The organism is Bowmanella pacifica (genome assembly GCF_014645355.1).
Taxonomy (GTDB): domain Bacteria; phylum Pseudomonadota; class Gammaproteobacteria; order Enterobacterales; family Alteromonadaceae; genus Bowmanella; species Bowmanella pacifica.
The window spans coordinates 842116-868975 of record NZ_BMLS01000001.1 but is presented as its reverse complement, the minus strand read 5'-3'; the positions used below and the strand labels follow the sequence as shown (position 1 = coordinate 868975).

20 protein-coding genes are annotated in these 26860 nt (G+C 52.0%); 8 read left to right on the top strand and 12 right to left on the bottom strand.

All coding sequences use genetic code 11. The features are described from left to right. Window positions 1-234: 234 nt before the first annotated feature. On the top strand, window positions 235-930 hold the full coding sequence (locus IEX02_RS03420; protein ID WP_188690289.1) for a PEP-CTERM sorting domain-containing protein: 696 nt from the start codon (window positions 235-237) through the stop codon (window positions 928-930). 182 nt (window positions 931-1112) lie between these two features. On the opposite strand, the gene IEX02_RS03415 is transcribed toward IEX02_RS03420, so the two are convergent. Genes IEX02_RS03415 through IEX02_RS03395 form a run of 5 tightly spaced genes read right to left on the bottom strand, consistent with a single transcriptional unit; the run spans window position 1113 to window position 8777 of the window. Continuing rightward, window positions 1113-2366 carry a dipeptidase gene (locus IEX02_RS03415; RefSeq protein ID WP_188690287.1) on the bottom strand — a complete coding sequence of 418 codons (1254 nt, stop codon included), beginning with the start codon at window positions 2364-2366 and terminating at the stop codon, window positions 1113-1115. A gap of 9 nt (window positions 2367-2375) precedes the next feature. After that, the gene (locus IEX02_RS03410; RefSeq protein ID WP_188690285.1) at window positions 2376-3470 is read right to left on the bottom strand and encodes a serine hydrolase domain-containing protein; all 1095 of its coding nucleotides are present in this window, start codon (window positions 3468-3470) and stop codon (window positions 2376-2378) included. After that, window positions 3467-4660, bottom strand: a complete 1194-nt coding sequence (locus IEX02_RS03405) for a MalY/PatB family protein (protein WP_188690283.1) — start codon at window positions 4658-4660, stop codon at window positions 3467-3469. The genes IEX02_RS03410 and IEX02_RS03405 overlap by 4 nt, the downstream gene beginning before the upstream one ends. Further along, window positions 4657-6060 carry a Na+/H+ antiporter NhaC family protein gene (locus IEX02_RS03400; RefSeq protein ID WP_188690281.1) on the bottom strand — a complete coding sequence of 468 codons (1404 nt, stop codon included), beginning with the start codon at window positions 6058-6060 and terminating at the stop codon, window positions 4657-4659. Before IEX02_RS03400 ends, IEX02_RS03405 begins: the two co-directional genes overlap by 4 nt. Before the next feature lie 56 nt (window positions 6061-6116). After that, the gene (locus IEX02_RS03395) at window positions 6117-8777 is read right to left on the bottom strand and encodes a TonB-dependent receptor plug domain-containing protein (protein WP_188690280.1); all 2661 of its coding nucleotides are present in this window, start codon (window positions 8775-8777) and stop codon (window positions 6117-6119) included. A gap of 205 nt (window positions 8778-8982) precedes the next feature. Here IEX02_RS03395 and IEX02_RS03390 point away from each other — a divergent pair, with 205 nt between their 5' ends. Both IEX02_RS03390 and IEX02_RS03385 read left to right on the top strand, forming a co-directional pair. Next, window positions 8983-10380: a Na+/H+ antiporter NhaC family protein gene (locus tag IEX02_RS03390; RefSeq protein WP_188690279.1), complete on the top strand. Its 1398-nt coding sequence runs from the start codon at window positions 8983-8985 to the stop codon at window positions 10378-10380. A 33-nt stretch (window positions 10381-10413) separates the two neighbouring features. After that, window positions 10414-11097: a response regulator gene (locus IEX02_RS03385; protein WP_188690278.1), complete on the top strand. Its 684-nt coding sequence runs from the start codon at window positions 10414-10416 to the stop codon at window positions 11095-11097. 68 nt (window positions 11098-11165) lie between these two features. Here the strand turns inward: IEX02_RS03385 and IEX02_RS03380 are convergent, their stop codons facing one another. From IEX02_RS03380 to IEX02_RS03350, 7 genes are all read right to left on the bottom strand, one after another. Next, the gene (locus tag IEX02_RS03380; protein ID WP_188690277.1) at window positions 11166-12335 is read right to left on the bottom strand and encodes a porin family protein; all 1170 of its coding nucleotides are present in this window, start codon (window positions 12333-12335) and stop codon (window positions 11166-11168) included. A 138-nt stretch (window positions 12336-12473) separates the two neighbouring features. Next, window positions 12474-13523, bottom strand: coding sequence for a cyclase family protein (locus tag IEX02_RS03375; protein WP_188690276.1), 1050 nt, complete (start codon window positions 13521-13523; stop codon window positions 12474-12476). A gap of 70 nt (window positions 13524-13593) precedes the next feature. Continuing rightward, the gene (locus IEX02_RS03370; protein WP_188690275.1) at window positions 13594-15045 is read right to left on the bottom strand and encodes an NAD-dependent succinate-semialdehyde dehydrogenase; all 1452 of its coding nucleotides are present in this window, start codon (window positions 15043-15045) and stop codon (window positions 13594-13596) included. Beyond that, window positions 15042-16418, bottom strand: a complete 1377-nt coding sequence (locus IEX02_RS03365; protein WP_188690274.1) for a sigma-54 interaction domain-containing protein — start codon at window positions 16416-16418, stop codon at window positions 15042-15044. The genes IEX02_RS03370 and IEX02_RS03365 overlap by 4 nt, the downstream gene beginning before the upstream one ends. Continuing rightward, window positions 16405-17799 (bottom strand): hypothetical protein, encoded by a 1395-nt coding sequence (locus IEX02_RS03360; RefSeq protein WP_188690272.1) that lies wholly within the window; start codon window positions 17797-17799, stop codon window positions 16405-16407. The genes IEX02_RS03365 and IEX02_RS03360 overlap by 14 nt, the downstream gene beginning before the upstream one ends. A gap of 17 nt (window positions 17800-17816) precedes the next feature. Then, the gene (locus IEX02_RS03355) at window positions 17817-18962 is read right to left on the bottom strand and encodes an iron-containing alcohol dehydrogenase (RefSeq protein WP_188690269.1); all 1146 of its coding nucleotides are present in this window, start codon (window positions 18960-18962) and stop codon (window positions 17817-17819) included. A 305-nt stretch (window positions 18963-19267) separates the two neighbouring features. After that, window positions 19268-19993, bottom strand: coding sequence for a UTRA domain-containing protein (locus IEX02_RS03350; protein WP_188690266.1), 726 nt, complete (start codon window positions 19991-19993; stop codon window positions 19268-19270). A gap of 171 nt (window positions 19994-20164) precedes the next feature. On the opposite strand from IEX02_RS03350, the gene IEX02_RS03345 reads away from it, so the two are divergent. The 5 genes from IEX02_RS03345 (at window position 20165) to IEX02_RS03325 (ending at window position 26858) form a co-directional block, all read left to right on the top strand. Beyond that, the gene (locus IEX02_RS03345; protein WP_188690263.1) at window positions 20165-22903 is read left to right on the top strand and encodes a TonB-dependent receptor; all 2739 of its coding nucleotides are present in this window, start codon (window positions 20165-20167) and stop codon (window positions 22901-22903) included. A gap of 68 nt (window positions 22904-22971) precedes the next feature. Then, on the top strand, window positions 22972-24633 hold the full coding sequence (locus IEX02_RS03340) for an alkaline phosphatase family protein (RefSeq protein WP_188690260.1): 1662 nt from the start codon (window positions 22972-22974) through the stop codon (window positions 24631-24633). A 10-nt stretch (window positions 24634-24643) separates the two neighbouring features. Beyond that, on the top strand, window positions 24644-25330 hold the full coding sequence (locus IEX02_RS03335) for an ureidoglycolate lyase (RefSeq protein WP_188690257.1): 687 nt from the start codon (window positions 24644-24646) through the stop codon (window positions 25328-25330). Next, entirely contained in the window at window positions 25330-26004 is a 675-nt protein-coding gene (locus tag IEX02_RS03330; RefSeq protein ID WP_188690254.1) for an HAD family hydrolase, read from the top strand. Before IEX02_RS03335 ends, IEX02_RS03330 begins: the two co-directional genes overlap by 1 nt. Next, window positions 26004-26858: a phytanoyl-CoA dioxygenase family protein gene (locus IEX02_RS03325; RefSeq protein WP_188690252.1), complete on the top strand. Its 855-nt coding sequence runs from the start codon at window positions 26004-26006 to the stop codon at window positions 26856-26858. Before IEX02_RS03330 ends, IEX02_RS03325 begins: the two co-directional genes overlap by 1 nt. Window positions 26859-26860: the final 2 nt, after the last annotated feature.

Below are 26860 nucleotides of genomic sequence, written 5' to 3'. Positions count from 1 at the left end.
ATGGGCCTTAATACCTGTATGAAATAAGAGCAACTTATTGATTTTTTTGAACATTTTTTGAGCTCCCGTTGTCGGGGTGCTTTACATTTGAATGATTCAAAGTAGGGATTTACTCGAAATAACAAACCAATTCAGTTGGTTAGCTTATTGGCCTGGAGTTTGCTTACGGGGGGCTGACGGGTAGTTAAGCTCGTCTTCTTTTGATAATTTTCTTCATATTAACAAGGACATAACATGTTTAAGAGAATTGCAATTTCAGCTGCTCTGCTGGCTTCCTCTTCTATCGCCAGTGCTGCACTGATGACTGCTGAACAACAGCAGGGTATCGGTTATATGGACACCGATTACGACAATGTCTCACTGTCATTTGATAAGTTTGATGATCTTGGTGGCACTCGCCAGTTAACTAAAGTGTACTTTGGTTTGTATGGCGATATTCTAAGTGATATTGAATATGAAAACCGTAGCCAGTCGTCTGCTTCCCAGATTCAGGCATCAGTAAGTGCGTCACTCTCATTGACAGCGTTGGATGGCTCATTGCTGGCTGCTGTAATTCCATCAGAGGTTTACTCTTTTGATGCGTCTATCTTTGATGGTCAGTTAGATTTCGGTGGTACATCTGGCGGGACTTACTTCGACCTGTCCGCTTCTAAGCGTGAAGACTCTGTTAGCACGGCGCAGGCTATCCTTGATTACTTTACTGGTACTGGCCAGGTAACAACCCTGCTGAGCGCAGATGCAGGCACTGTGGTTAACGGTAGCAGCGGTAATATTATGTCCAGCATCCGCACGCAGGCACAAGGTATCGCCTATATCAAATATGAATACGAAAACCTTGCCACTAGCATTCCAGAGCCTACTTCTCTGGCGTTGTTTGGTTTGGCTTTTGCCGGCTTAGGTTTGGCACGTCGTAAGACCAATAAGGCGTAATCTAGTTATCAGCCCAATACAAAGGCTGGTTTGGTTGTCGATATTTTCTAACTGAACGTATCGGTATGGCCTCTTCAACATAAGAGGCCAGTTTTCCCATACACGCAAAAGAGCTATACGGCTGTTTAGTGCCAGCCGGATTTAAAGCACATGCAGCGGAATATTCACTGTATTTGGACAAGTTAACGAGTCAATAATAAATGTTGAGTTTGAGCTGCGACTTTTTCAGCTTCCTCCATCACTCTTAAGGTGTTTTCTCCCCAGAGCTTGGCAATGTCTCTTTTGGAATAGCCCCGGCGCAGCAACTCTGTTGTGACATTCTGGCTTTCATCTGCCGCATTCCAGCCCTTCACACCACCTCCGCCGCCAAAGTCGGAGGCAATGCCAATATGCTCGATGCCGGCAATTTTTACCGCATGATCAATATGGTCAACATAGTCCTGAATATTTACCGCTGGCCATTTGCTTCTGACTTCCTGTTCAATACGTTGGTGGTATTGCAGGTAAAGCTCGGCGGGCAGGAAGGGAATGTCCTTGTAACCCTCCATGCCTACTTCCCGGCGGATCTTACCGATGGTTGTCCACATTTCATCGGGTTGATTGAGCAGAAACTCGTCTACGGCCACTATCTGGGCCACGCCGCCATTGCGCCGAATGGCCCGTAGCTGTTCGTCATCAAGATTGCGGGCATGCGGGTTAACAGACTTAACTCCGGAGTGTGAGGCAATAACCGGTGCTCTGGACAATGCCACGGCCTGCATCATGGTGGACTTGGCTGTATGTGAAACATCGACCATCATACCCAGACGATTCATTTCACTGATGGCCGCTTTACCCAGATTGCTGAGGCCGCCATGCTCGTTAGCTTGATCCTGCAATTGTCTGGATGGATTGGAACTATCCCCCAAATCATTGTGGCCGTAGTGGGTTAAGGTCATATACCTGGCGCCCAGCTTAAAGTAGTCCTCCAGTAACGACAGGTCTTTACCTATCGCATAGCCGTTTTCAATGCCGATTAAGGCCACCTTTTTACCGGCTTTGTGAATATCCCTGACATCCTTTGCGGTGCGGGCCAGGGCAATTTTGTCACTGTTGTTATCTACCATACGATGGATGGCTTTAAACAAGTGCCGGGCTTTGGCCTTGGTTTGCTCATAGTTCCAGTTGTTACGGGGCTGCTGGGCGACAAACACAATAAAAAATGCCGCATCCAGCCCACCTTGTTGCATCTTCACCAGGTCAACCTGATGCAGTTGCTTCTTGGCCGGATCAACCAGCAAGGTGGCATAGTTAGAGGGAATATCCACATGAGTATCAATGGTCAGCAGACTTTGATGAAAGCTTTCCATATCGGCCAGCGGTGCTTTGGCGGCCAAGCTGTGAGCTGCTGCCGCACTGAGGGATGCGGCAATCATAAGTTTGTTATGGCGTTTCATATTCAAACCTCACAGTGATGCTTTAACAATGGCAACAAGATTGTCTGCCAACTCATGGTAGGGGCTGTGCGCCGTGTTGGTGAGAAATACGATGCCAATATTCAGCTCTGGAAGCATTGCGGCATAGGCTTTGAAACCGTCATTGCCACCGTGGTAGATGACCAGTTGGCCATCTTGTTCCTTGCGATGCCAGCTCAGGCCAACATTGTCGAATTTGCCTAATGCTGGGGCAAACATGGCGTTCACGGCTGTAGGGCTAAGTAGTTGTTGGCCGTTTAACTGCCCTTTGTTCAGATACATCTGCAGGTACTTAATCATGTCGTCCTGATTGGAGATCATGGTGGAACTTGGCCCATGTGCACGGTTGTAAGGGTAGATATCGTGCACTGCGTTTTTGCCGTCTTTTTTGTGATGCAGCGAGTTCAGTTCACTGAAGTCGGCATCACGGATAAGCAGGGTGCTGCTGTTCATTTCCAAGGGTTTGAGGATGTGTTGGTGCACATAGTCTTCGAAGGTCGTGCCGGACGCTTTGGCGATAACGTCGCCCAGTAGCTCATAGCCGGTGTTGCAGTATTGATACTTAGTGCTGGGCGCTTCGGTAAGAAATTTATGCGAGATAAAATCCCGAACAAAACGTTCAAGGGCACCATCGTCATATTCCTTGTGATGCCAGGGATCGCTGTCGAAATCAGGCATGCCGGAAATATGGCTGGCAAACTGGCGGATGGTCAGGTCTTTATAACGTCCGTCCACCAGTTTGAAGTAAGGCACAACTGTGGTGACAGGCGCATCCAAGTCAAGCTTGCCCTGCTCATGCAGTTGCATCAGTGCGGCACCGACAAAGGTTTTGGTTACCGAGGCAATATGGAACAATGACGTTGAGGTGACCGGCTCCTGAGTGTAGATGTTTTTTACCCCAAAAGCGCCACGATACAATACGTCGTCGGCACTGACCACGGCAAGGTTGAAACCCACCACGTCTTTGCTCATAACCGCCGTTTCTATGTAGTTATCCAGCTTCTTTTTTAGGTCACTTTGCTTATTTGCTGCCTGCAGCGACGAGATACATAACAGACAGGCGAGTAGGGTGGTTATTTTTCTCATTTTGATGATTCCTGAGCTAAGGTTAAGGCCGCCACAATTTGGCTTAGCGCTTGTTGTAACAAGTGAGTGGAACAGGCCAGATTGACTCTGAAAAAGCCCTCGTAGGCCTGCCCAAATTCGGTTCCTTCGTATAGGGCAACCTTGGCCTCTTCCAAAAGAATGCGTTTTAACTTTGCATGGGCAATGCCCAGGGGGCGTAGATCCAGCCAGGCAAGGTAGGTTGCCTGCGCACGGCTGATGCCGATCTGTGGCAAGGCGCGCTGCAGCTCTTTTCTGAGCAGACGATGGTTGTCGTTGATATAGGCCATCACTGCATTTAGCCAGGGGGCACCACAGCGGTAGGCTGTCTCGGCGGCGAGGGCGTTCAGCGGCGGATCCAGATTAAGCTGGGAAATATCCATATGGGCTTTAAATTTGGTTTTTATCCCGGCGCTGTCGGTGATCAGGGTGCACTGCGGCAGGCCGGCCAGATTAAAGGTTTTGCAGGGTGAAATTACTGTTACTGCGGGGAGTTGATACCTGCGCGCCACCTTCCCAAAGTGGGTGTGCTGCTGACCGGGCAGCAGCAGATCAGCATGCACTTCGTCACTGATTACAGTGATCTGATGCTGCAGGCAAATCTCCGCCAGCGTGCTTAGCTCTTCTTCGCTCCAAACCCGGCCGGTTGGATTATGTGGGCTGCACAAAATAAGTAGCTTGGTCTTATCGCTCAGGGCTTCTTTGAGCTGCCCAAAGTCAAAGCGATAGTCGTTGCCGTCCTGAATCAGCGGGTTTTCCAACACCTTGCGTCCGTTGCCGCTAATGACATTAACCAGCGGTGTATAAGCCGGCATTTGTACCACAATTTCGTCGCCCGGCTGGCTCAACAGGGTTACCAGAGTATTGATAGCCTGAATCGGGCCGGGCGGACAAAACAGCATATCGGCTTCATTCACCGACCAGCCATGGCGCTGTTGCAGCCAGTCCCGAATGGCACGGACGTAACTGCTACTGCGTTTGGCATAGCCAAGTACTCTGTGTTCGAGGCGCTGAGTTAGTGCGCCGATGACTTCATCCGGGCAGGGGAAGTCCATATCGGCCACCCACAAGGGGATCAGATCGTCATGGCCGAAGGTTTCCTTGCAGCCGTCCCATTTGTAATTGTCAGTACCGCGCCGGTTGGGCGGATTGTTCAGTCGGTCAATGTTCATATGGCTAAGTACAGTAAGCTGGTAAGTAGGGCGATGAGCAGGGCATAGGGAAGCTGAGTGATCACATGATCCATATGGTCACTGCCGGCTCCTGCTGATGAGAGTACCGAGGTATCCGACACAGGCGAGGCATGGTCGCCGAATATGCCGCCTCCGGCAACGGCCGCCACGGTTTGATAAACCAACGGCGTAACGTCATTGCCTGAAAAGCTGTACGCCAGTGGCAGCGCGATAGGGATCATCAGGGCATAAGAGCCCCAACTGGTGCCCGTGCAGAACGAGATAAAGGCGGTAATCAGGAACGTCAGTGCGACTAAAAAGCCTGGGGTCATAAAGTCGCTGGTAACAGCAATCACATAGTCCGCGGCCCCTAAGCTCTTAGTCACGGCGTTGATGCTATACGCCAGAGCGATAATCAAAATGGCGGGAATCACCGCTTTTATTCCTTCGGTGCAAATGTGTACCAATTGATCGATGCTTTGAATGTGCTTAGTGACAAACAGACTGATTGCCAGGTAGCTGACCGCCAGCATAAAGGCTTCAACAATGTAAATTTTCTGCACCCATACATAGCTGATGATAGCGGTGCCAAATAGCAGCAGCACCGGCACCAGTAAATGCCACAGTAGTGACGCATTACCTTGCGGGGCGCTGACAATCTGCTCCCCTTCAGTGTCAATCAGTGGGGTAGCTCCCTCGCGCAGCAGTGCTCCGGTAGTTTTAGCCCGGTGTTCGGCCTTTTTCATCGGCCCAAAATCGGGCAGCAGCTTAAGGCAAATCAGCAGGGTAAAGAGCACCAGCAGTATCGGATAGAAGTTATAGGGGATGGCGTTAATGTAGATGTCCATCGCCTCGGCTGTGCTCTCTACCGGCCCCCCCTGGGCGATAATCAACGCCACTATGTACGCCGCCCATGCGGTGAAAGGCACCAGAATGCATACCGAGGCGGTGGTTGAATCGAGAATAAAGGCCAGTTTTTCTCTGGGAATATTAGCCTTGTCGGTAAGCGGTCGCATGACCGCCCCTGTCATGAGTGGGCTGAAATAGTCATCGAGAATGAAAAAACCCATTCCCCAGGTGGTTACAGCTGTGCGTCTTTGCGACTGGCCTTTGCGTGCCAGTCGGTTAGCAAACAGCGCGATAGCGCCAGAACGCTTCAGCAATGAAAACAGCATACCTATCAGGCAGATGATCAAGGTAATCTTGATGAAGTCGCCGTTACCTAAGGTGGTTTGAAATAGCTGACTCGTTCCCTGAGCCGGATTGGTGCCCAACATCACAACACCAACCACTACCCCTGCCAGCAAGGCAAATGCCGCCGACTTGGTCGTAAAGGCGATAATCAGCGCCACGGCCAAAGGGATAAGTGACCATATTCCCCAGTCCATCGTTTGTTCCATTGAATACTCCATTGAATAGCACAAGCTGCCCGGGTGGGCAGCTCAAATGCGCAGGGTTAGAAGCTGTAGCTGAGCTTTGAATAGATGTAACGTCCTTCAAAGCCGAACCCCGTGCTGTAACGGAAGGATTCAATCCGATCCCATACCGAGCAACCGTTTGCCGGGCACTCAGGATTATCCTTTTTGGGGTATTGGTCGAACAGGTTCATGGCGCCGAATGACAGGCTCAGGCCGTTGTCAAAGCGGTAGGTCAGGTCCAGGTCATAAACCATGGCAGCCTGATACTGACGCTCGTTTTCCTGAATCTGCAAGGGCTGAAGCTCGGCACCGTAGCGTGTGCCAATAAAGCTGACGCTCAGGTTGTCATATTGCCAGATGACGCTGCCATTGAATTTGTGCGGCGGATTGGCTTTTTCGACACTGTTCACCCGCTCCGGGTCGGCATCGAACAGCATCAGCGGATTACCGTCATCGTCCACTTTGCCTTTCAGCGCATCAGGTACGTCCTTGATGTTTTTGATGTCCAGTTTGTTGTAGTTGTATACCGCGCCAAACTGGAAGGTACCGAAGTTTTCGGTAGGCACATCATAGGTCAGCACCATATCAAAACCTGTGACCTCCTGATCGTACAGGTTGGCCTGATACTGGAAGTGACTGGCGCGAGTTGTCAGACCGGCATCGGCAATGATTTGCTCAACATCATGACCGCTGAGGAAGCGGGTACGGCGAATCATGTCTTCGATGTCGATACGGTAGAAATCCAACGACAACTCCATACCGGATATGGGCATAGAGGCAAAGCCCACTGACAGGTTGGTGGACTTAGTCGGCTCCAGGGTATCGGCTCCCAGTGCCTGTGCAACCGGATGGGTGGTGGAGAACAGGCTGACATCAAACAGGTTGCCGTCGGCAATCTCTGTGTTGGTGGACTGGGTGTAGTTTTGCACTAGTGAAGGGGCCATAAAACCGGTGCTTAGCGCTGCCCGAACGTTAAACCAGTCAGTAATGGTGTAACGGGTGGCCAGTTTACCTGTCAGGGTTGAGCCAAAATCACTGTAATTTTCATAACGAACCGCCGTCGCCAGGTTCCAGTCGTCGGTCATATCCATGTCCAGGTCGACGTAGGTACCAAAGCTGTTGCGTTTACCAACCACGGCATTTGCGGGGCTAAAGCCAGGCAAGACCTGTGAACCCCCCGGATAGGAATACTGGTGCAGCGGATTACCGTTACCATCCAGGATCAACGCTCCGTTGGCATCGGTCTGAAATATCGGGTTGCCGTCATCGTCAATGTCGTAGCGGGTGTGCCAGGATTGCATTTCACCGGCTTCAATTTCAAAACGCTCGTTACGGTAGGTGGCACCAAAGGCAACGTTCAGGTCTTTCTGCCACAAAGCATTCTCGATCAACTTCGTGGAGTTGGCAGTAACGTACCAATCGCGCTGTTTTTGCACGCCGTTAAACAGAGTGGTTTTGCTGTCGGCGCCGTAAGAACGGTTAAGGGTGTTTTTGATGAAGGTGGTTACATCACTGACACCGTAGTAGACGCTCAAGTCGGTTTCCCAGCCATTGATGTCACCACGCACCCCGTTATTCACGGAGTAGTCGATGATTTCCACCGCGATATGCGGGGTATAGCCTAACGGGTAGATTTCCTGCACGTTGCGGCTGTCATTGGGGCGGCGGGTGTAACCCCAGCTCAGGCTGTCCTGGTTGTAATATTTGCCTGTACTGAAAAAATTAAAATTCTCATTAATCGGCGCTTCGGCGTTGTAAAGAAAGCTGTAGTTGTCCAGTTCAGACTGGCCATAGCGCATACGGTAGCGCTCAACGGTTTCTTCTCTGGGGTCAAAGATAAGCTCGCCGGTGTTGGGATCCTCGATTTTGTCAAACATCTGACGGGCGTCAAAGCCACCGCGGTTGCTGGGATCCTGCTGCTTCAGCGACAGGCTGAGGTTCAGGAAACCCTCGTCGAACAAACTCATGCCATAGTTGGCATCTATGGTGGTAGTGCGACCGTCGCGTTTTTCCACCTCGCTGCCAGTGCCAATGAACTTCAACTGGCCGGTTTCATTATTGGCATTAACACTTTGCAGGTCTTCAAGCCCTTCCACACTGGTATGATACATGCCATGGCTGACACGGACCTGACCGCCCTCGTCCGCGTCCTGCAATTCAAAGTTAATCACACCACCAATGGCGTCAGCACCATATTGAGCGGCTGCACCGTCTCTTAGTACCTCAACCCGTTTGATGGCCAAGGCCGGGATGGTGTCTAGGTTAACGCCGTTGGTACCGCCAGCCTGACCCCAAATTGACATCATGGCGCTCGGGTGGTGGCGCTGTTTATTCAGTAATACTAAAGACATGCCGGGAGGCAGGCCACGCATGGTAATAGGCCGCTGGTGATCCAGAGTGTCGGTACCCGCGGACTTTCTGAAGTTAATACTGGGTACTACACGCTCCAGCATGCTGTTGGTGTCTGTGTATCCGGATAATCTGAGCTTTTCGCCGCCGATAACATCCACAGGCACGTTACTTTCTATCTGTGTGCGACCTTTTACCCGAGAACCGATAATCACGATTTGTTCAGCGTCTTCGCTGTTTTGCGCCGCATTGCTATCCGACTCCTGCGCCAATAAGGCGGTGCCGGGTAATGTGCTGAACGAGATGGCGATCACCAGCGCCAGTTTTTTTGGTTTGAATGAGCTTTTCATTTTTCCCCCACGACGTTGCTGTTTGTCTTGTTTTCGTCTGTTTGTTTTTTCGACGTAAGTAGTAATAACAGATAAAATTACCTATGTGAACAAAATGGTTTAAATGGATTAAATGTTGTATAACTTCTATAAGTGGAACAAAGGCGTTTACTCGGCAGAGGAAGTTGGCTAGCGTAGCGGCAGAGTGTTTAAGTCAGTTGTGTTGATGAGCATCGAACCTGGAATTTGGTCAATTCTGCCCTTTGTCGTGGCTATCAGTTGTGCATTTATCACCCGCGCGGTGATTATGTCGCTGGTGGCCGGTATCGTGGTTGGTGCGCTGCAGTTGGGCTTAACTCCGGTTAAAGGTTTTAGCTACGTTTTTCAGGAATCTCTGGCGAACAAAGAGTTTATCTGGCTTTGTATAGTGGTGGTGCTGATCAGTCTGCTCTTCGAGCTACTCAAAAAAACCGGTGTGGTGGCGGAAATTGCCTACAAGCTCAGCCGGCGGCTGTCTAATAAAACTCAGGCAACCAGCGCTGCCTGGGTGATGGGCATGGCTATCATCGATGATTATTTCAGTCCGCTGTTGACCGGCACTATTATGCGGCCAGTCACAGACAAGCTGATGATATCCAGGGAAAAGCTTGCCTATATTGTGGATGCGACAGCGTCATCTGTGTGTATTTTGGTACCATTTACCGCGTGGGGCGGTTATATCGCCTCCTTGCTTATGATCGACGGCAGTCCAATAACCTCCATTGAGCAGGGGTTGTCGGTCTTTACCCATAGCATCTTCTATAACTATTACGCGCTGTTGATTATAAGTTTTACCTTGCTGATTTGTCTTAATCTGATTCCGGATTTTGGCCCTATGAAAGCAGCGGAGTTACGCGCATCAATCAAAAAGCAGGTAGTTAATCCGCATACCCTGAATGCCAAATCCATGCCGGTAGATGAGATTGAATCGGGCTGGACAACCAGCACCTCTCTACTGGCTAACCTGGCGGTTCCCTTGCTACTGGTGGTGAGCGTGGCCTTTGTGGGGGCCAGTGTATTTAACCAAAACTGGGTGTTGGATGCGTTGCTGGTGGCAGTCATTTACCTCTACATCAGCATGGCAGTCAGAGGGCAGCTGAAAAGCTTTGTTGAGGCCGGAACCATCACCAATAAGGCCATTACCCTGATTACGCCAACGGTAATCATGATCGCGCTGGCGCATTGTTTGAACTTTATCAGCCTGGAATTGGGGGCGGCGGATTATCTCAAGGCCATCCTGATTGATGTGGTGAGTTTTGAAACGCTGCCGGTGTTTGCCTTTTTACTGGCTGGTGTTATTGCATTTTCCACCGGCTCCAGTTGGGGAACTTATGCCGTTTTGTTTCCGTTATTTTTGCCCTTGGTACATCAGTTGAATGACCAGCAGATCACTGATGTGACCTATGTGGTGGTGGCGGCGATTGTGGGAGGTGGGGTGTTTGGAGACCACGCTTCGCCCGTATCAGATACGTCAATACTTGCGTCGGTGGGAGCTGGCTGTGAACATATAGACCATATTGTTACTCAGCTACCTTATGCATTGTTAGTTGCGACTATTTCCGCTGTCTTTTATGCCTTTTACTAACGGGCAAGAGGCGAAGGGAAGAGAGGAGGCCAATTGAAAAGAGTATTACTTCTGGAACCAGACAGCCGTGTGGCTCAGCTGCAAAAGCGCTTTGTTGATGACATTCAGGGGTTTGAGACGGTTGCCATAGCAGAGACTATGCATGAGGCGAAAACCAGTGTCGAAATACTTGAACCCGATCTTGTCATCATGGACGTTAAACTGCAGCAGGAAGATGGCATTCAATTTATCAATTGGGTTAGAGCGCAGGCGCTGGATATCGATTTTATCGTGGTATCCGCAGCCCAGTCCGCCGACTGTGTAAAAGCGCTGATTCGACTGGGGGTGATGGACTTTATTCTAAAGCCAATGCCCTTTTCTCGTCTGCAAAAGAGCCTGCAAGCTTATAAACAGCGTGATACTGGCCTGCAAAGAGCCCAATTGGATCAACAGGAGTACTTTGATCTGGTGTTCCACAGCATTGCTGTCTGTGCTGAAGGGAATGTGCTACCTCTGCCTAAAGGTATTGACGAGATGACCTTGCAATCGGTTCGCCAGGCATTGACCCAGCATTCCGATACCTTTTACAACGTCGATGAGTTCGGCTCCTTTACCGGTTTAAGTCGCACCACCATGCGCCGTTATCTGGACTATTTGGTGGAGCTTAAAGAAATGGACGTGAAGAATATTCACGGCTCAATTGGTCGCCCTGAGCGAAAATACTGTTTTAAGGTTTGATGGGCAAAGGTCGGTTACGGGCGCCCCAAAGAGCAGACGGCGTGGTCTTACGCCGTCATGCTACAGTTTTAGAAGCTGGTCATCACGCCAACGCTGAAGGCGGTATTGTCCAGTTCATCACCTAAGTGGCTACGTGCCTGCACATCCGAGACTTCCACCGCCAGGGTAAATAAATCCAAAACCGGATGGTATACGCCGAATGTCGCTTTGGTTTGGTCTTTAACCTGCACCATACTGTCGTTGGCGGTTAAGTCGACGCTGGAACGACCATAGTTAATCCCTACTTTGGTTTTGCCGAACAGGTGGGTAGCCTGGGCAAACCAGCCGTCACTATCCCTGGCTTCCCCAGTGGCATCTGCAGCGTCAATTAACAGGCCATAGTAGCCCATACCCTTGGCGGTGAAACCGGACAGCACCAAGTGAGTGTTGCCCAAATCAAACGCCGCCGTAACGTCGATAGCAGACGCCGTATAGCCGTTTTGCGGAAGATCGACATCCTGGCTGATAAAAGTAGTGGAGATATAGCCTTTTTCTGCGTTGTAGCGCAATTTGCCGTGAATACCCGGGCGGCTGGAGCCGGTGTCGCCCACGTAACCGTTACCGCCGAATGAAACTAAATCCAACGGCTGGTAAATACCCACTACCGCATCAATGCCACTTTCACTTTGGTAGCTATAGGTGATTTGTGACAACCTGTCGGTAAAAATATAGCCATAACCAGCGCCACCCAGACTGGTGTTCAGTGGCGAGGTAACACTGGCCGGCGCGCCTACGCCACCCAGCGACATATCTTCCAGTACGATATCAATACCGAATACCCCGTAGTCGCGCCCGGCTTTTAAAGTGCCGTATTCGGCATTACCAACGGTAAAAAATGCGCGGTAGGCTTTGTTATCGCCACTGCCGTTAAACGCGGTGTTGTCGGTATTGCCGGGTTCGATGGCTAGGGTGGCCTTAAGATCCCAGCCGTTTTTTGAGGTGCCTGCGCTGAAACTGAAACTGGCCGGGCTGTAGCCATTTGATACCGAGCTGGCGTCGTCGCCCTGGCAAAGCAGGGCATTACCGGCCACCGTATTACCACTGTCATCACAGCTCACATACAAGGCGTGAGTGTTGACAAAACCGTTGAAGTTAAATGTCCAGTCATCCTGAGTAATTTCAACTGCTTGGGCGGGAGTGGCAAGAGAAGCGGCCGTTGCTGCAGCCAATGCCGTTAAGCGTAATTGTGTTTTTTTCATTGTCTTTATCCACTTGTGTCCTGTGCCCGACATGGGTTGCCGGGCCGATAAAAGGGTTATTTCAGACACAGCGATCCCGTCACGCCTTCTGAAAGTGAAGGCGCTGCGTAGTTTGCAGAAAACGGGAGCGGTGTGTGGTTAGCGGATCGCCAGTGGGTTAACCGGGGAACCTGTGCCGCCTTCCATTTTCAGTGGCGTGGCAGAGAAGAAGAAGCTGTATTGGCCGTCTTTGGCACTGGCTTCGGCAATATCGTCCAACCAGTACAATTCGGTCAGCACCACACCCAAGTCGCGAATCAACGCACCGTGCAGCGGGATAACATAGTCTTCGCCGTCAATTTTCTGGAATGACTTCTCAACCGCCAGGTTGTCAGACGCGATAACCGGAATTTCCATGTCATCTATCCACTTGATCAGGTCCTTGCCGTAGCACAGGCCTGGCTCGGTTAAGGCTGACCAGTTTTTGGCATCTTCTTTGTCGTAGAAACGGCCCATGGAACCGGTGCGGATCACCAGAATATCGCGCTTCTCTACCTTGGTTTTCTGGCGCTTTTCAGCAGCTTTCAGATCCGCCAGGGTTACGCATTCATTAGGGGCCAGACGGTGATTTTTGTCACCTTTAAGGCGGCCAATGTCCAGCAGAATACCGCGACCGACTATGCCTTCATCACCCAGCTCGGAGATACCGACAAAGCTGTGCCCATGCACTGTGGTATCGGAAGACTTCCCGTTATATACCTTATCGTCATACCAGGCATGTCCCAGGGCATCGACGTGCGTGGTGCCTTGCAGATACATAAAGACCGCATCGTCTGAGTACTTCATACCACCGGCCAGCGGGGCAGATTTATCTGATGAATACAGACCTTCATCCTGAGACATAAAGTGCATTACCGGCACACGGCCAGGGAAGACCGGGCCGACACCGTGGATCATGGGCAATTGCAGAGTAAACTTGGTACCTTGCTTAGCCGCCGCCAATCCGCGTTTTACCTGGGCTGCATCAAGGTAGTTAAGGGCACCAATCTGGTCTTCTTTACCCCATTTACCCCAGTTTTTAGGCATGTCCTTTTGAATGCTGGCCATTGGGCTTTCCTGCGCAATGGTCTGCGTGGCGGTGGCGCCCAGCAGCGTGAAACCGACAATCGAGGCGATAGTGCCAAGAGCACGGGTGTGGATGTTGAACATGTTTTTCTCCTGTTGTTATTAATTCTCTGCCCGCTTCTGTGAGCTTAGGCAGGGAGCATCCGGTAGGGTGTTAGTGGCGTTTTATGCCGTAACACTGGTACTTCATTTCCAGATATTCTTCGATGCCGACATGGGCACCTTCGCGTCCAAGTCCGCTGGCTTTCACCCCACCAAAAGGAGCGTTGGCAGCAGAAATTACGCCGGTATTGATCCCCACCATGCCGCTTTCAATTTGCTCTACCACACGTTGTACGCGGTGCAGATTGTCTGAAAACAAGTAGGCAGCGAGACCAAATGGGGTGTCATTGGCGTAGCCAATAACCTGTTGTTCGGTGCTAAAAGAGATAAGCGGCAGCAGCGGGCCAAATGTTTCTTCACAGGCACATTGCGCTGTGGGCGGAACCTCCGCTAACACGGTTGGCTTGTACCAGTTATGTTGTGCCGACAAGCGTTCACCGCCGCACAGCAAGGTAGCGCCAGCGCTGAGCGCATCAGCCACATGGGCTTCCACTTTGGCAACGGCGGCCGCATCGATAAGGGGGCCAATCTGAGTGTCAGGTGCAAGGCCATCACCCAGGCGCAGTTGTGAAACTTGCTCGACTAACTGAGCGGTGAAGGCCGGCATCAGGTCTTCCTGCACATACACCCGGTTGGGGGATATGCAGGTTTGCCCAGCGTTTCTGAATTTGGCTTTGATCAGTTCGGCCACCGCTAGTTCCACATCGGCATCGTCGAAGACGATAAAGGGCGCATTGCCGCCTAGCTCCAGCGACAGGCGTTTTACGTCTTTGGCACACTGCGCCATTAACAACGAACCGATGCGGGTGGAGCCGGTAAAACTCAGTTTTCTGACGATAGGATTGGCGGTCAATGCTTCACCTATAGTGCGGGCATCACCGGTAACAATCTGTAGTACCCCGGCAGGGATACCGGCCCGGCAGGCCAGTTCGCCCAGAGCCAGGGCGGTCAGCGGGGTCTGCTGGGCCGGTTTAACCAGCATGCTGCAACCGGCGGCCAGGGCCGGTGCAACTTTTCGGGTGATCATGGCGGCCGGGAAATTCCAGGGAGTAATGGCAGCGCAGACGCCTACCGGCTCCCTACTGACAATAATACGTTGCTGCGCATTGGCGGCAGGCAGCACTTCGCCTTGAATGCGCATGGCTTCTTCGGCAAACCATTCCACATAGCTGGCGGCATAAGCAATCTCGCCCTTTGCCTCACTCAGGGGTTTACCCTGCTCTGAGGTCATAATCAGCGCCAGTTCATCCTGATGGGCCATGATCAGGGCATACCAGGCTTTGAGCAGAGCGCCGCGCTGGGCCGGTGACAATGCCCGCCAACTGAGCATGGCCTGCTGGGCATGGACTATGGCTTCATTCACCTGCTCTGCGGATAAATCTGGCACCTGGGCGATAACGTCGCCGTTGGCCGGATTGGTCACCGGCAAGCTGTTGTCAGTGCTTGTCCACTGACCATTGATAAGACAATGCTGTTTAAAAATCTCTAGCTTGGTTAACGTCACGATGATGCCTTGTTCGTCATTTGGAAAGCCTGGCGCTTTTTCACCAGGGTGGATTGATTGATCCCCAGTGCCGCTGCCGCCGCCCGGGTAGTTCCGTATTGGGCCAGGGCCGACTCAATCAGACGGTGTTCCAGTGCGGCCACCTGATCTTTGAGGCCACCGCCCACATGTTCGTTGGGGGATACATTTAAGAAACGCAGTTCCGCTGGCAGATCCTGCACCTGAATTTCTTCCGCTCTGGTGCTGATCGCCAGACGCTCAGCCAGGTTGATCAGCTCGCGGATATTGCCCGGCCATTCATACTGCATCAGCAGTTCGGTGGCTTCCGGGCTAAGCTGGCGCGAACACTGATACTGCTCGCAGAACTGCGCCAAGTAATGGTTAAACAGGGGCAGGATTTCCTCCTGTCTGTGTCTGAGTGGTGGCAGGGTTAGCGGCATCACACTGATGCGGTAGAACAAATCTTCCCTAAAACGACCTTGCTGTGTGGCCGCCGCCAGGTCATGGTGGGTGGCCGTGATCATTCTGATGTTGGTGGATTTCAGCTTAGTGCCGCCGATGGGCAGGTATTTATTGTCCTCGATGACCTTGAGCAACTTAGCTTGCAAGGCCAAGGGCAAATCGCCGATTTCGTCCAAAAATAAGGTGCCGCCGTTGGCCACTTCCAATAAACCGGCTTTGCCTTTAGTGGAGGCACCGGTAAAGGCACCTGGCACATAGCCAAACAGCTCGGCTTCAATCAGGCCTTCCGGCATCGCCGCACAGTTCAGGGCGATAAAGGGGTTATCAGCCCTGTCACTTTGCTGGTGGATATAGCGGGCCAGCTGGGTTTTACCTGTGCCGGTTTCGCCCTGAATCAATATCTTGACCTGAGTCGGGGCAATGCGCTTGGCCAGGGCGTAGCATTCCTGGGTTTTCTTGCCGACCAGCAAGCCGTTTTGCTGGCCGGTTTCGGGTAACTCATTGGCATATTGCTCAAAGCGACTGAGCAGTTGTTCCAGTTGTTCCTCGGCATGTTTGGCTCTGAGCAGTTCGGTTACATCGCGCACGTTGGTGACGACCAGCTCAATACGCCCCTGATCGTCAAACATGGGGTTACCGCTGACCAGGATCTTGCGATCGCCCATAATGGTCTGCACCAAGGTGACAGGCTGGCGCTCGCGGATCACTTCCAGGCTGGCCGACTTGGAAATATAGCCCTGTTGCACCAGTTCACTCATGTGCTTGCCGACTATCTTGTGGCGCTGCAATCCGGTAATACGTTCATAGGCCTGATTGATGGTCAGGGTCAGACCTTCACCATTGGTGATATAGACACCGTCCTGCAGGGCGTCGAGTACCGGCTGCAGTGCATCGACATCAAAGCGCGTCATGCGGGTTATCCTTACGCTGTTGATCTTTTACAAAAGTGCGGTCCACTTCACCGCGCAACGCGTCCCGGCCGTAGATAAGGACGACCAGCGCCAGTCCCACGGCGAATGCCCAGGCCGCGCCTTTGACGGTCAGTACGGCGGCAATGACCCCGGCTATGCCCAGGTCTCGCTGGCTGCGGGATTCCATAATGCCGATTCGCACACTAACAAAGCCTTGAATCAGCAGTGTCAGGGCCAGGGCCACCCCCAGTATGGGTTGTACCAGACTGACAATAGGTAGCAGCAACAGGCCGGTGTTGGTGCCCCAGCGGAAGGAGCCGGAGCCGCCAAAGATACTCTGCATGGCTTGCTTGCCCTGCTTATAGCGCTCAACTGTCACCACATGCATGGCGGCCCATAGCGGACCACACATCACTACGTCCGGTCCGAATATGCTCATAAACAGGTTGCGGCCACCGAAGATCAGATGTGAACGATTAGGGTTGTAGTCAATTTTCTCGTCCTGGCGAACTTCATCCGCTTCTTTCAAAATAGCTTTGGTCTGCAACACATCGCCGAACACCACGATATAGGTGGCCAGCACGGTAGGCAGTGCGGTCAGGAACATGCTAAGCGGTGGTAAACCTACCCCGAATACCGTGTACTCACTCCACATCAGGGCAAAGTCCGGCTGAGTAAAGCCCCATTCGACATTCGGCCAGGGCGCTTCATTGACCAGCGGTGCCACAATGACCGCCAGGATAATGATAGGGAAGACGCCGAGTTTACCTACGGTGGCCCAGATATGACCGCGCTGGCGCAAACGGGCGAAGTGACCGGAGAAAATCAGATAAAAGGCCACCCCCACCGCGATACTGATGGTGATAGGGTAGCTATCAAAGCGACCGCCTTCTTTAAACACCACCGCCACCGCAGCCAGCCCTGCACCAATAATGATGCCGGATTTGATGGCATGGGGGATGAGATGCACAACCCTGGCGGCCATACCGGTTTTACCCAGCAGTATCACCAACAGTCCCAGCATCATCTGAAAGGCAATCAGCGCATGCACTCTGTCGGTGCCGGGATCAAAGGCTTCCACATAAGCCATCAGGAGCGGGATGGCCGGGGTGATCCAACCTGGAATGACCGGGTCACCGAGCAGGTGGTGCAGTAGGTACAGCAAGCCGTTTAACATCACTATGGCCAGTGCGGCCTCGAATGGCATACCCAGAATTTCCGTCATCAGCGGAATGGCGGCCAAGTCCACCGCACACATCAGCAGGCCCTGCAAATAATCCGGCAACTCCAATCGGTAGTGGACAAAAGGCAGGCGGATCTTAAACGGGCCGAAGCCAAAATACGGGGCTTCCTGGCTGACTGGTGGCTGGTTGCTGCTCATGCTTTTACTCATTGTTATTAGTAGGCGGCGCGGTAAATGCGCTCAATATCTGACTCGCTCAGGGCGCGCGGGTTATTGTTTAGCAAGCGGGTCACTTTGCTGGCCTCCTTGGCTAACAAGGGAATGTCATTTTCCTGAATCGAGAATTCACGCAAGCGCGCCGGTATTTCGACTTCGCGGCACAAGGTGGTAATGGCGTCCACCAGGCTTTGGCCGATGTCCTGCTGGCTGCGACCGTGACTGGGTAAGCCAATGGCGGCAGCGATATCGGTAAAACGCTCCCGGCTGGCCATCAGATTCCATTGCAGCACATGGGGTAACATCACCGCGTTGCTCAGCCCGTGTGACAAGTGGTAGCGCCCGCCAAGCGGATAGGCCAGGGCATGCACCGCCCCTACACCGGCATTACCAAATGCTAAACCCGCCAGCAAACTGCCGGTGGCCATATGTTCCCGGGCCTGGATGTTATCGCCCCTGGCATAGGCTTTGGGCAGAGCGGGGTAGATCAGTTGCATGGCTTTAATCGCCAGTGCATCAGTTACCGCATTGGCATGCACCGACAGATAAGACTCAATGGCATGCACCAGCGCATCGATGCCGCTGGCCGCGGTTACCGATTTAGGGCAGCTTAGGGTCATCTCCGGGGAGACAATGGCCACATCCGGTAGCAAATAATCACTGACGATGCCCTTTTTTAACTGCTCTGCCGGGTCCGACAAAATGGCAATGTTGGTAACCTCTGAGCCGGTACCTGCGGTGGTGGGAATGGCGATAAGCGGAATATGCCGACCTTTCACCTGGTCGGTGCCGAACAGGGAAGCAATCTCCCCTTGTTGACTGGCCGCTACTGCCAGCACTTTAGCGCTGTCGATAGCGCTGCCACCACCCACGGCAATAATGCCGTCAAAGGCATTGGCGTTGAATTCGGCCAGGCAGTTTTCGATTACTTCGATTTCCGGCTCCGGGGGAATGTCTTTGTAAACCGCCACGTCTTTGTCGAGCTGGCAGAGAATATGCTCAAGGGCCCCGGATTGATAAACACCGGGGTCGGTGACAACAAAAGGTTTGCGAATGTTAAGTCGCAACAGCTCGTCCTTGAGCGACGCCGTTGCACCCTGGCCAGTGATCAGCCTGCCTGCAGATTTAAAATGGGATACTTGCATTACTCTCAATCAGTCGATGATATTTTTACCGTTGTTTAACTAAGGCAACAATCGGGCCAGTCTTGTTAATCGCTTGTAACTCTAAATTTTTCAGCTAGTTACGCATTAACAATAGGTTAGCATTTGTTGGGATGATTCATATGTGAATCGGCTTGATGCTATATGGAATCGGATGTGTTGCATTATTAAACAGTGCGCAAGGGGGGATAGATAAGAAAATGCGCGTACTCGTGTCGCTCTTTTGGATACTGATGGTGTGGCATTATGTGCCGTCGGTATGGCCAATATACCGACGGCGACTGAGACTATTTACTTTGGGTGGCCAGCTCGATCTTGAGGATATCAGCCACCCAATATTCCTTATCGTATTCCACCACGAGGCCCTGGCTGTCAAAACTGGTGCGGGTGATCAAGGTGGCGGGGGTGCCGGGTGATACCTGTAATTGCTTAGCGTGCAACGCGTTGAATACCACGGGGGTGATCTCGATATGCGAGTAGGCCACGCTTACCGAATAGACCTCTTTTAATACCAAGCTTAACGAGCCGTTGATATCTGTGTGTCTGAGGCCGGGAAAGCGGGATTGATCTAAGTAAATGTCCTCCACCAGCACCGGGCGTTTGTTAATAAAGCGCTGTCGTTGCAGATGATAAACCCCGGCACCCGGCGCCAGCTTAAGGGCCTTGGCCAGTGTGCTGCTGGCTTTGATTTCTTCCAGTTTGAGCAGTTTCGTATCGGGTGTCATGCCTTGCTCATGCACGTTGGTCATAAAGCCTTTATCCAGATAAGGATCAAACACCAGCCGGCGCCCGGAAATAAACCAACCGCGCCTGTCCATACGAAAGACTTTGCCTTCTATTTCCAACTGAAACAGGGCGTCTCGCAAGGTCAGACGGGTAGTGTCCAGTTCTTCGGCCAGCAAACGTTCGGACGGCAGTTTCTGGTATTCACTGTAGACACCGTTTTGAATGCGTTCGGCAAGTTGATCCCTGAGTGCCTGATAAGTGCGATGAGGTTTTGACTGACTCTGCATAGTTCCTTGGCTGTGTAACGAAATTAGCAACCATAGGTTACCACAATGTTTGAAACTGGCTTATCCAATATTAAATAAATTAAATCTGGTATATACCATTTCATCGATTTGTCATATTCACTTGCTTCAATAGCGGGGTATTTGGTTAACACACTCAGTAGGAACATCACCATGAAACAGCCGAAACGTTGGACTGCATGCGGATTAAAACCGGCCTTTGTTGCCGTAGCCGCAGCGCTGGGTAGCCAAGGAATATGGGCGCAAACAGCCGAGCCGGCCGCAACCGCTGCCGACATTGAGAATATCGTGGTAACCGGAAGCTATCGCGAAAGTTTGGCACAAGCAGTGGATATGAAACGGGTCAATATTGCGATCTCAGATTCTATTGTTGCCACAGACATCGCCGATTTCCCTGATCAGAACCTGGCGGAAGCCATGCAACGTATTCCGGGTGTCGCCATTGAGCGTAACAAAGGCATGGGCACTAAGGTGAATGTGCGTAGCCTGGGTGTGGAATACACCCACACCACCATTAACAACGTATCTACCTCATCGGGTAATGGCGGCCGTGATGTTAACTTTGATATTTTTGCCTCTGAGCTTATTCAGTCAATAACCGTGAAGAAGTCGCCCACTGCGGCTGATGAAGAAGGTGGCGTGGCTGGTGTAGTGGCAATTCAAACGGCCCGTCCTTTTGATTACAGCGGCACCCGCGCTATTGCGTCGGTAGAAGGGGCTTACAACGATTTGTCGGAGAAAACCGACCCGCGCTATTCCTTCCTGATAAGCAAAAATCAGGATGATAAGTGGGGCATGTTGTTTTCTTATGCGGCAGAAGATCGCACGGTTCGTACCGACCAGGCCGATACCGCAGAATTTAAAACCCTGGGTAGTATTCGCGATGATGCCTACGCCATTACCTATAAGCAGGCGATAGCTGCCGGTCAAAGTGAAGCGGCAGCGGTACAAGCCGCAGAGCATGCCAGATCCATTGCTCTGCCTGATGATGTATCACCCGATGCCCTGTACGCAGAAAACGTGCGTGATGACATTATCCTCAATGACCAGGAAAAGTGGGGCGCGACCGCAGCATTTCAGTATCGTCCTACCGACAGTCTGGAGCTGGGATTGGATTTAATGGCCGGAAACTTCTCCGGCAAGGAAGATGACTATCTGTTTGGCTCCTGGTCTGGTGATGCCACCCGTGCCAGGGATTTGACCATAGATCAGAACGGTGTAGTAACCAAAGGTACCTTTGACAACACCCAGCACGAGTTTAAATCCTATGACCGCTACCGTGATGAGGATTATCAGCAAGCCAGCTTTACCCTGAACTGGCTGGTGGATGGCTGGACAGTGGATGCCTTGATTGGCTACAGCGGTGCCGAGCGTGACTATCAGCGCACTCAGGCCAAATGGATTAATTTTGCGCCCTTAACGCAGCAATATACCGACAATGGCATGGTTCGCAGCAGTGAAGGTTTTGATCTGGCCAACGATGTGTCTGATTACACTTTTAAGTTCTGGGACTTTGACAATACCAAGGTAGAAGACGACAAGCTGGTCTATCAGGCTGACTTCCAGAAGAATCTGCAGTTTGATGCCCTGCCGGCCCTGGTCTCAGTTCATTTTGGTAGTCGCTATTCACAAAAATCCATGACTCACGATCATGGCTGGACCGAAGTACAAGGTGAAACCATCTACAAAGGTGAAGGGGGGCGTCAGTCTACCTCAGACGAATGGGTAGGCCTGCCATTACCTGTGGATCATGTGGTATCGGTCAATGATGTGATTCCGGGCAAGGATTATATGTCCGAGATCTCCGGCAAGTTTGACTCTTGGGTGGTTATCCCCAATGCCTGGGCTCGTGAGCAATACTATGTGGATGGTCTGGAGCCCAATTACTTCTTCAATGATCATTATCAGGTTGATGAAGATGTACTGGCCTTCTATGCCATGGCGGATTTCAGCTTTGATGTGGCTGATATGCCGGTCGAGTTGAACCTGGGGGGACGCCGTATCGACACCCAGCAAACCTCGTTCGGTTACCAGAACATTGATGGCCAATGGAGCGATGCCCCCGTGCAGTTTGACGCGGACTACGCCGATACGCTACCCAGCATGAACCTCAGCCTGTCATTAAATGACGATATGCTGGTGCGTTTCGCGGCGGCCAAAGTAATGTCTCGTGCTTCCCTGAGCCAATTGTCTGGCAAGCGTAATATCAGTACCAACGACAAGACTATCAAGATGGGCAATGCCGACCTTGATCCTTTGCGTGCCAATCAGTTTGACCTGGCCTTTGAATGGTATGTGGATGAAGACGCTTTGTTTGCTGTGACCGCCTTTTATAAGGATCTGGAATCCTTTATTACCGAGGCCAAAACGGGCACGACCCAATATCAGGGCGAGGAATATGAAGTGTATTCCTTCGTTAATGGTGAAGGCTCCAGCATAAAAGGGGCTGAGGTAATTGCGCAGTTCCCCTTGTCCATGTTGAGCGACAGCTTAGATGGCTTCGGTATCAATGCTAACTATACGCGGGTTAGTAGTTCTGATGGCCATATCTCTGACATCGGTCTGCAAGTGCCAATGTTTGGTCTGTCCGAAGACTCTTACAACGCCACGTTGTATTACGAGAAGCATGGTTTTGATGCGCGCTTGTCATACAACTACAAAGGCGAATCGGTAACATCCTTGGAAGACAACCTGTACCCGGTTTATCGCGATGCCTACGGCCAGTTTGACTTCTCTGCCGGCTATGAGATTAACGAGCATATCAAACTGACAGCCAAGGTGATCAACCTTACCGATGAGCATATCTCTGAATACATGGTGTCCCCGTTGTATCCGAAGATGCTGCAAGTGTCTGGTCGTCGGCTCAGCCTCGGTTTACGCGCTTCTTTTTAATTTTTATTCATCCTTTGGGCAGTGGGCGCAGATGCGTCCGCTGCTTTAGTTTTTTCGGGAAAACGTAAATGTATAAATCTTCTGTTTTGTTGTTGATGGGCTGGATTTTCTCCTGGTTGGTCTGTACCCCGGTTGTCGCCCAAAGTCTGGCGCAAAAGCCCAAACATGTAGTGCTGATTGGTGTGGATGGAATGAGCCCGGACGGTATCAGCAAGGCTTCTACCCCTAATCTGGACAGGCTGATGGCAAAGGGGGCCTCGACCATGACGGCGCGGGCGGTGTTGCCCACATCCAGCAGCACGAACTGGAAATCCATGGTGTCGGCATCCGGCCCTGAACAGCATGGCGTCACGTCCAACGGCTGGGAGCAGGATGACTTTTCCCTACCACCTGCCACCACTGGTATGGAGGATATTTTCCCCACTTTGTTTGGCCAATACCGGCTGCAACGACCCGATGCTCAGATTGGCGCAGTTTATACCTGGGGCGGCTTTGCTCGCCTGATTGAGCGCTCAGCCTTAAGTTATGACCAAAAGGGCGAGTCCGACCAGCACACTATGGCGCTGGCCAGAACCTATCTGGTGGAAAAGCAGCCGGAGTTTCTGTTTATCCATCTGGATGAGGTGGATGGGGCGGGCCATCACCACGGCCATAAAACCCCTGACTATTACCAGGCCATCAGTGAGGCCGATCGGTTGATAGGTGAACTGGTTGCGGCGGCGGCCGGTGCCAACATGCTGAAGGATACTGTCTTTATTATTACCTCCGACCATGGCGGTTTTGGTTACGGCCACGGCGGCGAAACCCTTGACGAAATCCTGATCCCCTTTGTGTTGTATGGCCAGGGAGTCAAACCGGATTATCGTATTCAGGATTTTGTTTATACCTATGACAGTGGGGCGACTGTTGCCTGGTTGTTGGATATGCAGGAACATCCAAGCTGGATTGGAAAGGCCATTGTCAGCGGATTCAGCGGCTATCCCGATCCGGCACCGTTAGCCTCCGCCGGTGCACAAACTGTGCTGGCAGCACCTATCTTGTATCCAGAGGCGCATTTGTACGAGTCAGCGGGAGGCTTGTATATAGATAAGGCCGCCGAGGTGAAGATAAAAGCGACGGTCGCCGGTGCAGAAGTTCGCTACACCCTGGATGGCAGCGAGCCCACGCGTAATTCAGCCCGTTATCAAAAGCCGTTTAAACTTGAGCGCTCCGCGGTCCTGCGAGCCAGACAGTTTTCCGGCCAGGAGCAAAGTCCGGTGACCGAGGCTTATTACCATGTGGTGAAAAGCAATTCAGGTCAGGGGATCCGCTATGGCTATTTTGAAGGGGACGATTGGCATGTGCTGCCTACCTTTGCCACGCTGACAGCAAAAGCCGAAGGGGTCAGCTACCAATTTCGTTTGGCCGACATTCCAAAGCGTAAACAGTCCTACGCCATCGAATACCGCGCCTGGCTGAAGATAGAACAGCCCGGAGTACACAAGTTTTATACCTATTCAGATGACGGCTCCAAGTTGTACATAGGCGACAAAGAAGTGGTGAACAATGACGGAGCCCACGGCACGATTCTGCGGGCCGGAGAAATCGAGTTGACCCCAGGCTACCATCCCATTCGAGTGACTTACTTTAACGAAGCGGGTGGGGCTTGGCTGGATGTGTTCCATAAAGCGCCGGGTAAACGCAAGCAACCTATTATGCCTGAGCAGTTGTTTGTTGAGTTACCGCAATAAGGAGTTGGCCATGAAGAAAGATCCCAGTGTGGCACAAACCTGTATTGCCACCGACAGTATGCCGTCTGTGCATGCGCCAGATATTGCTGTTCACCCGGTCAACGTGGTGCGGGCCACAGCACAGAGTTTTGCCAAATATGGCCGGCTGATTGATGATTTTGATACCGAGCGGGTCATAATCGAAACCTGGCCGGCCCCTGGCTGGCGTCCGGTTGAGTCGGGCACGGGTAATGAAGGAGGGGTCACCCAGGGGGAATTTGTGTTTGAACGCAAAGGCCAACTGATGGTGGCGCGTAACCATGCGGTAAACGGCCACTATATTTCCGGTTGGTTTGACGATCCGGCCAGTGCCAGCGAAGAGGTGCGTGGCGATTACAGCCGCGTACTGGTGAGGGAAGCCAACTATCACCCCGATGGCGGGCAGGTGTTTTTTCCCGTTAACGGTGAGCCTTTTATGGCGTTGCTGGCCCTACCCGGCGATGACATTCGTCCCGAGGACTTCGTGGCTTTTTATTGTGACGGCAGTTTTGGGATTCAAATCTTCCCTAATATCTGGCATCAACCTATTTTCCCGCTGGTGCCGAGCGCCACATTTTTAGGTAAACAGGGGCGGGTACATGCCTGTATTGCTTGCGATTTCGTGACAGAATTTAGCTGTTATTTATCTGTACCTCTGACTGTTAACACGGAGCTCTGATGGCCAAAACCGTAGCATTTGACCTTGATGGTACGCTGATTGATATAGACAGCGCCCAGGCCTGGCTGGATTTTCTGGTTAGTCGGCAATTTCCTGGCGCGGCGGACACTTACCGTACCTGTGGGCAGATTATGCAGGCTTATGATAGTGGCGTAATGGATATGCAGGCCTACATGCAGGCCTGGATGCAGCCTTTGGCTGGTATGCCTGCTGCGCCGCTTGCGCCGTTGCTAAAAGATTTTGTGCACCAGGTTATTGCCCCCAGGGTATTTGTGCAGGGGCAACAGCAGATAGCTGAACATCAACAGGCCGGCGACCGACTGCTGCTGATTTCCGCCAGCCCGACCCTGATTGTAGAACCTATTGCCGCTTACCTTGGTATCGAGCGTTCGGTAGGCATTGATGTGGCCATACAGGACGGCGTGCTTACCGACCGCAGCCTGGCGCCATTTAGCTTCCGGGAAGGCAAGGTGACGCTAATCAAACGTTGGTTAGGGCAGATGGACCGTGGGCAGCTGGATATGGCCTATTCCGATTCCATTAATGATGTGCCGATGCTGGAGTTTGCCCGGCATGGCGTCTGTATTAACCCAGATAATGCGCTGGCGGCACTGGCCGGTCAGGCGCAATGGCAAACGTGCCACTGGCAGGTAAACAACCTGGGGAGCAACTGATGAGTATTATGCAACGAGCCGTTGGCCAACTGGCCGACAAAGGGTATGTGCTGCTCAAACAGCATTTGCCTGCCGAGATGTTGTTTCAACTGGATGTGGAATGTCAGCGTCTGACCACACAGGCCAGCCAGATCCTGGCTGATATTGATGCCAGCCAGCTTAGCTACGCGGCCTACTATCAGCAGGGGCTGGCTAAGCTGATTGCCGTGCCAGAAGCCACTAATGCCAGACAAACTTGCCGCTTTGAATATATTGCTGCCAGCTCGGCTTTTATTGCCGAGCAGTTTGTGCCCTTTTGTCAGGCCTTGCTGCTTGAGTTGGCGGGCCAACCTATGCGGCTGTTTAAAGATAAATGCAATTTAAAGCTACCTGGTGGCGGCGCTTTTGAGGCGCATCAGGATATTCCGGCTTATTTGGATTTCGGGCCGAATTTTCATGTCACTGTGGCGGTTTTCCTCGATCCGGCGACGGCACAAAACGGCGCATTAGAGGTGGCAGAAAACGGTTTGTCGCTTACTCACCCGGATAATCAGTGGCAGCAAGTCGGCAAACGCCCTTTGCCTATCTTGCCTACTTATCAGGGCGGTGATAACAATGGCCGTATTGTTGCCGAACTTGAACAACAAATGGATTGGACGCCGGTATATACCAGCCCGGGGGATCTGCTGCTGTTTAATTCCTATCTGCCTCATCGCTCGGCGCTGAATCATTCCACCCAAACCCGCCGGGCGTTCTTCTTTACCTTCAGCCTGGCCAGTGCGGGTGATCGCTATCCACTTTATTATCAAAGTAAAAGGGCCGATTTCGGCCACCCTCGCTTTCATGTTGCTACACCGACCAAACACGGCCAATAACT

Excerpts from the sequence above, each read along its gene's own strand:
- IEX02_RS03420 (WP_188690289.1), top strand. The coding sequence starts at position 235 with ATGTTTAAGAGAATTGCAATTTCAGCTGCTCTGCTGGCTTCCTCTTCT.
- IEX02_RS03415 (WP_188690287.1), bottom strand. The coding sequence starts at position 2,366 with ATGAAACGCCATAACAAACTTATGATTGCCGCATCCCTCAGTGCGGCA.
- IEX02_RS03410 (WP_188690285.1), bottom strand. The coding sequence starts at position 3,470 with ATGAGAAAAATAACCACCCTACTCGCCTGTCTGTTATGTATCTCGTCG.
- IEX02_RS03405 (WP_188690283.1), bottom strand. The coding sequence starts at position 4,660 with ATGAACATTGACCGACTGAACAATCCGCCCAACCGGCGCGGTACTGAC.
- IEX02_RS03400 (WP_188690281.1), bottom strand. The coding sequence starts at position 6,060 with ATGGAACAAACGATGGACTGGGGAATATGGTCACTTATCCCTTTGGCC.
- IEX02_RS03395 (WP_188690280.1), bottom strand. The coding sequence starts at position 8,777 with ATGAAAAGCTCATTCAAACCAAAAAAACTGGCGCTGGTGATCGCCATC.
- IEX02_RS03390 (WP_188690279.1), top strand. The coding sequence starts at position 8,983 with ATGAGCATCGAACCTGGAATTTGGTCAATTCTGCCCTTTGTCGTGGCT.
- IEX02_RS03380 (WP_188690277.1), bottom strand. The coding sequence starts at position 12,335 with ATGAAAAAAACACAATTACGCTTAACGGCATTGGCTGCAGCAACGGCC.
- IEX02_RS03375 (WP_188690276.1), bottom strand. The coding sequence starts at position 13,523 with ATGTTCAACATCCACACCCGTGCTCTTGGCACTATCGCCTCGATTGTC.
- IEX02_RS03365 (WP_188690274.1), bottom strand. The coding sequence starts at position 16,418 with ATGACGCGCTTTGATGTCGATGCACTGCAGCCGGTACTCGACGCCCTG.
- IEX02_RS03360 (WP_188690272.1), bottom strand. The coding sequence starts at position 17,799 with ATGAGCAGCAACCAGCCACCAGTCAGCCAGGAAGCCCCGTATTTTGGC.
- IEX02_RS03355 (WP_188690269.1), bottom strand. The coding sequence starts at position 18,962 with ATGCAAGTATCCCATTTTAAATCTGCAGGCAGGCTGATCACTGGCCAG.
- IEX02_RS03350 (WP_188690266.1), bottom strand. The coding sequence starts at position 19,993 with ATGCAGAGTCAGTCAAAACCTCATCGCACTTATCAGGCACTCAGGGAT.
- IEX02_RS03345 (WP_188690263.1), top strand. The coding sequence starts at position 20,165 with ATGAAACAGCCGAAACGTTGGACTGCATGCGGATTAAAACCGGCCTTT.
- IEX02_RS03340 (WP_188690260.1), top strand. The coding sequence starts at position 22,972 with ATGTATAAATCTTCTGTTTTGTTGTTGATGGGCTGGATTTTCTCCTGG.
- IEX02_RS03335 (WP_188690257.1), top strand. The coding sequence starts at position 24,644 with ATGAAGAAAGATCCCAGTGTGGCACAAACCTGTATTGCCACCGACAGT.
- IEX02_RS03330 (WP_188690254.1), top strand. The coding sequence starts at position 25,330 with ATGGCCAAAACCGTAGCATTTGACCTTGATGGTACGCTGATTGATATA.
- IEX02_RS03325 (WP_188690252.1), top strand. The coding sequence starts at position 26,004 with ATGAGTATTATGCAACGAGCCGTTGGCCAACTGGCCGACAAAGGGTAT.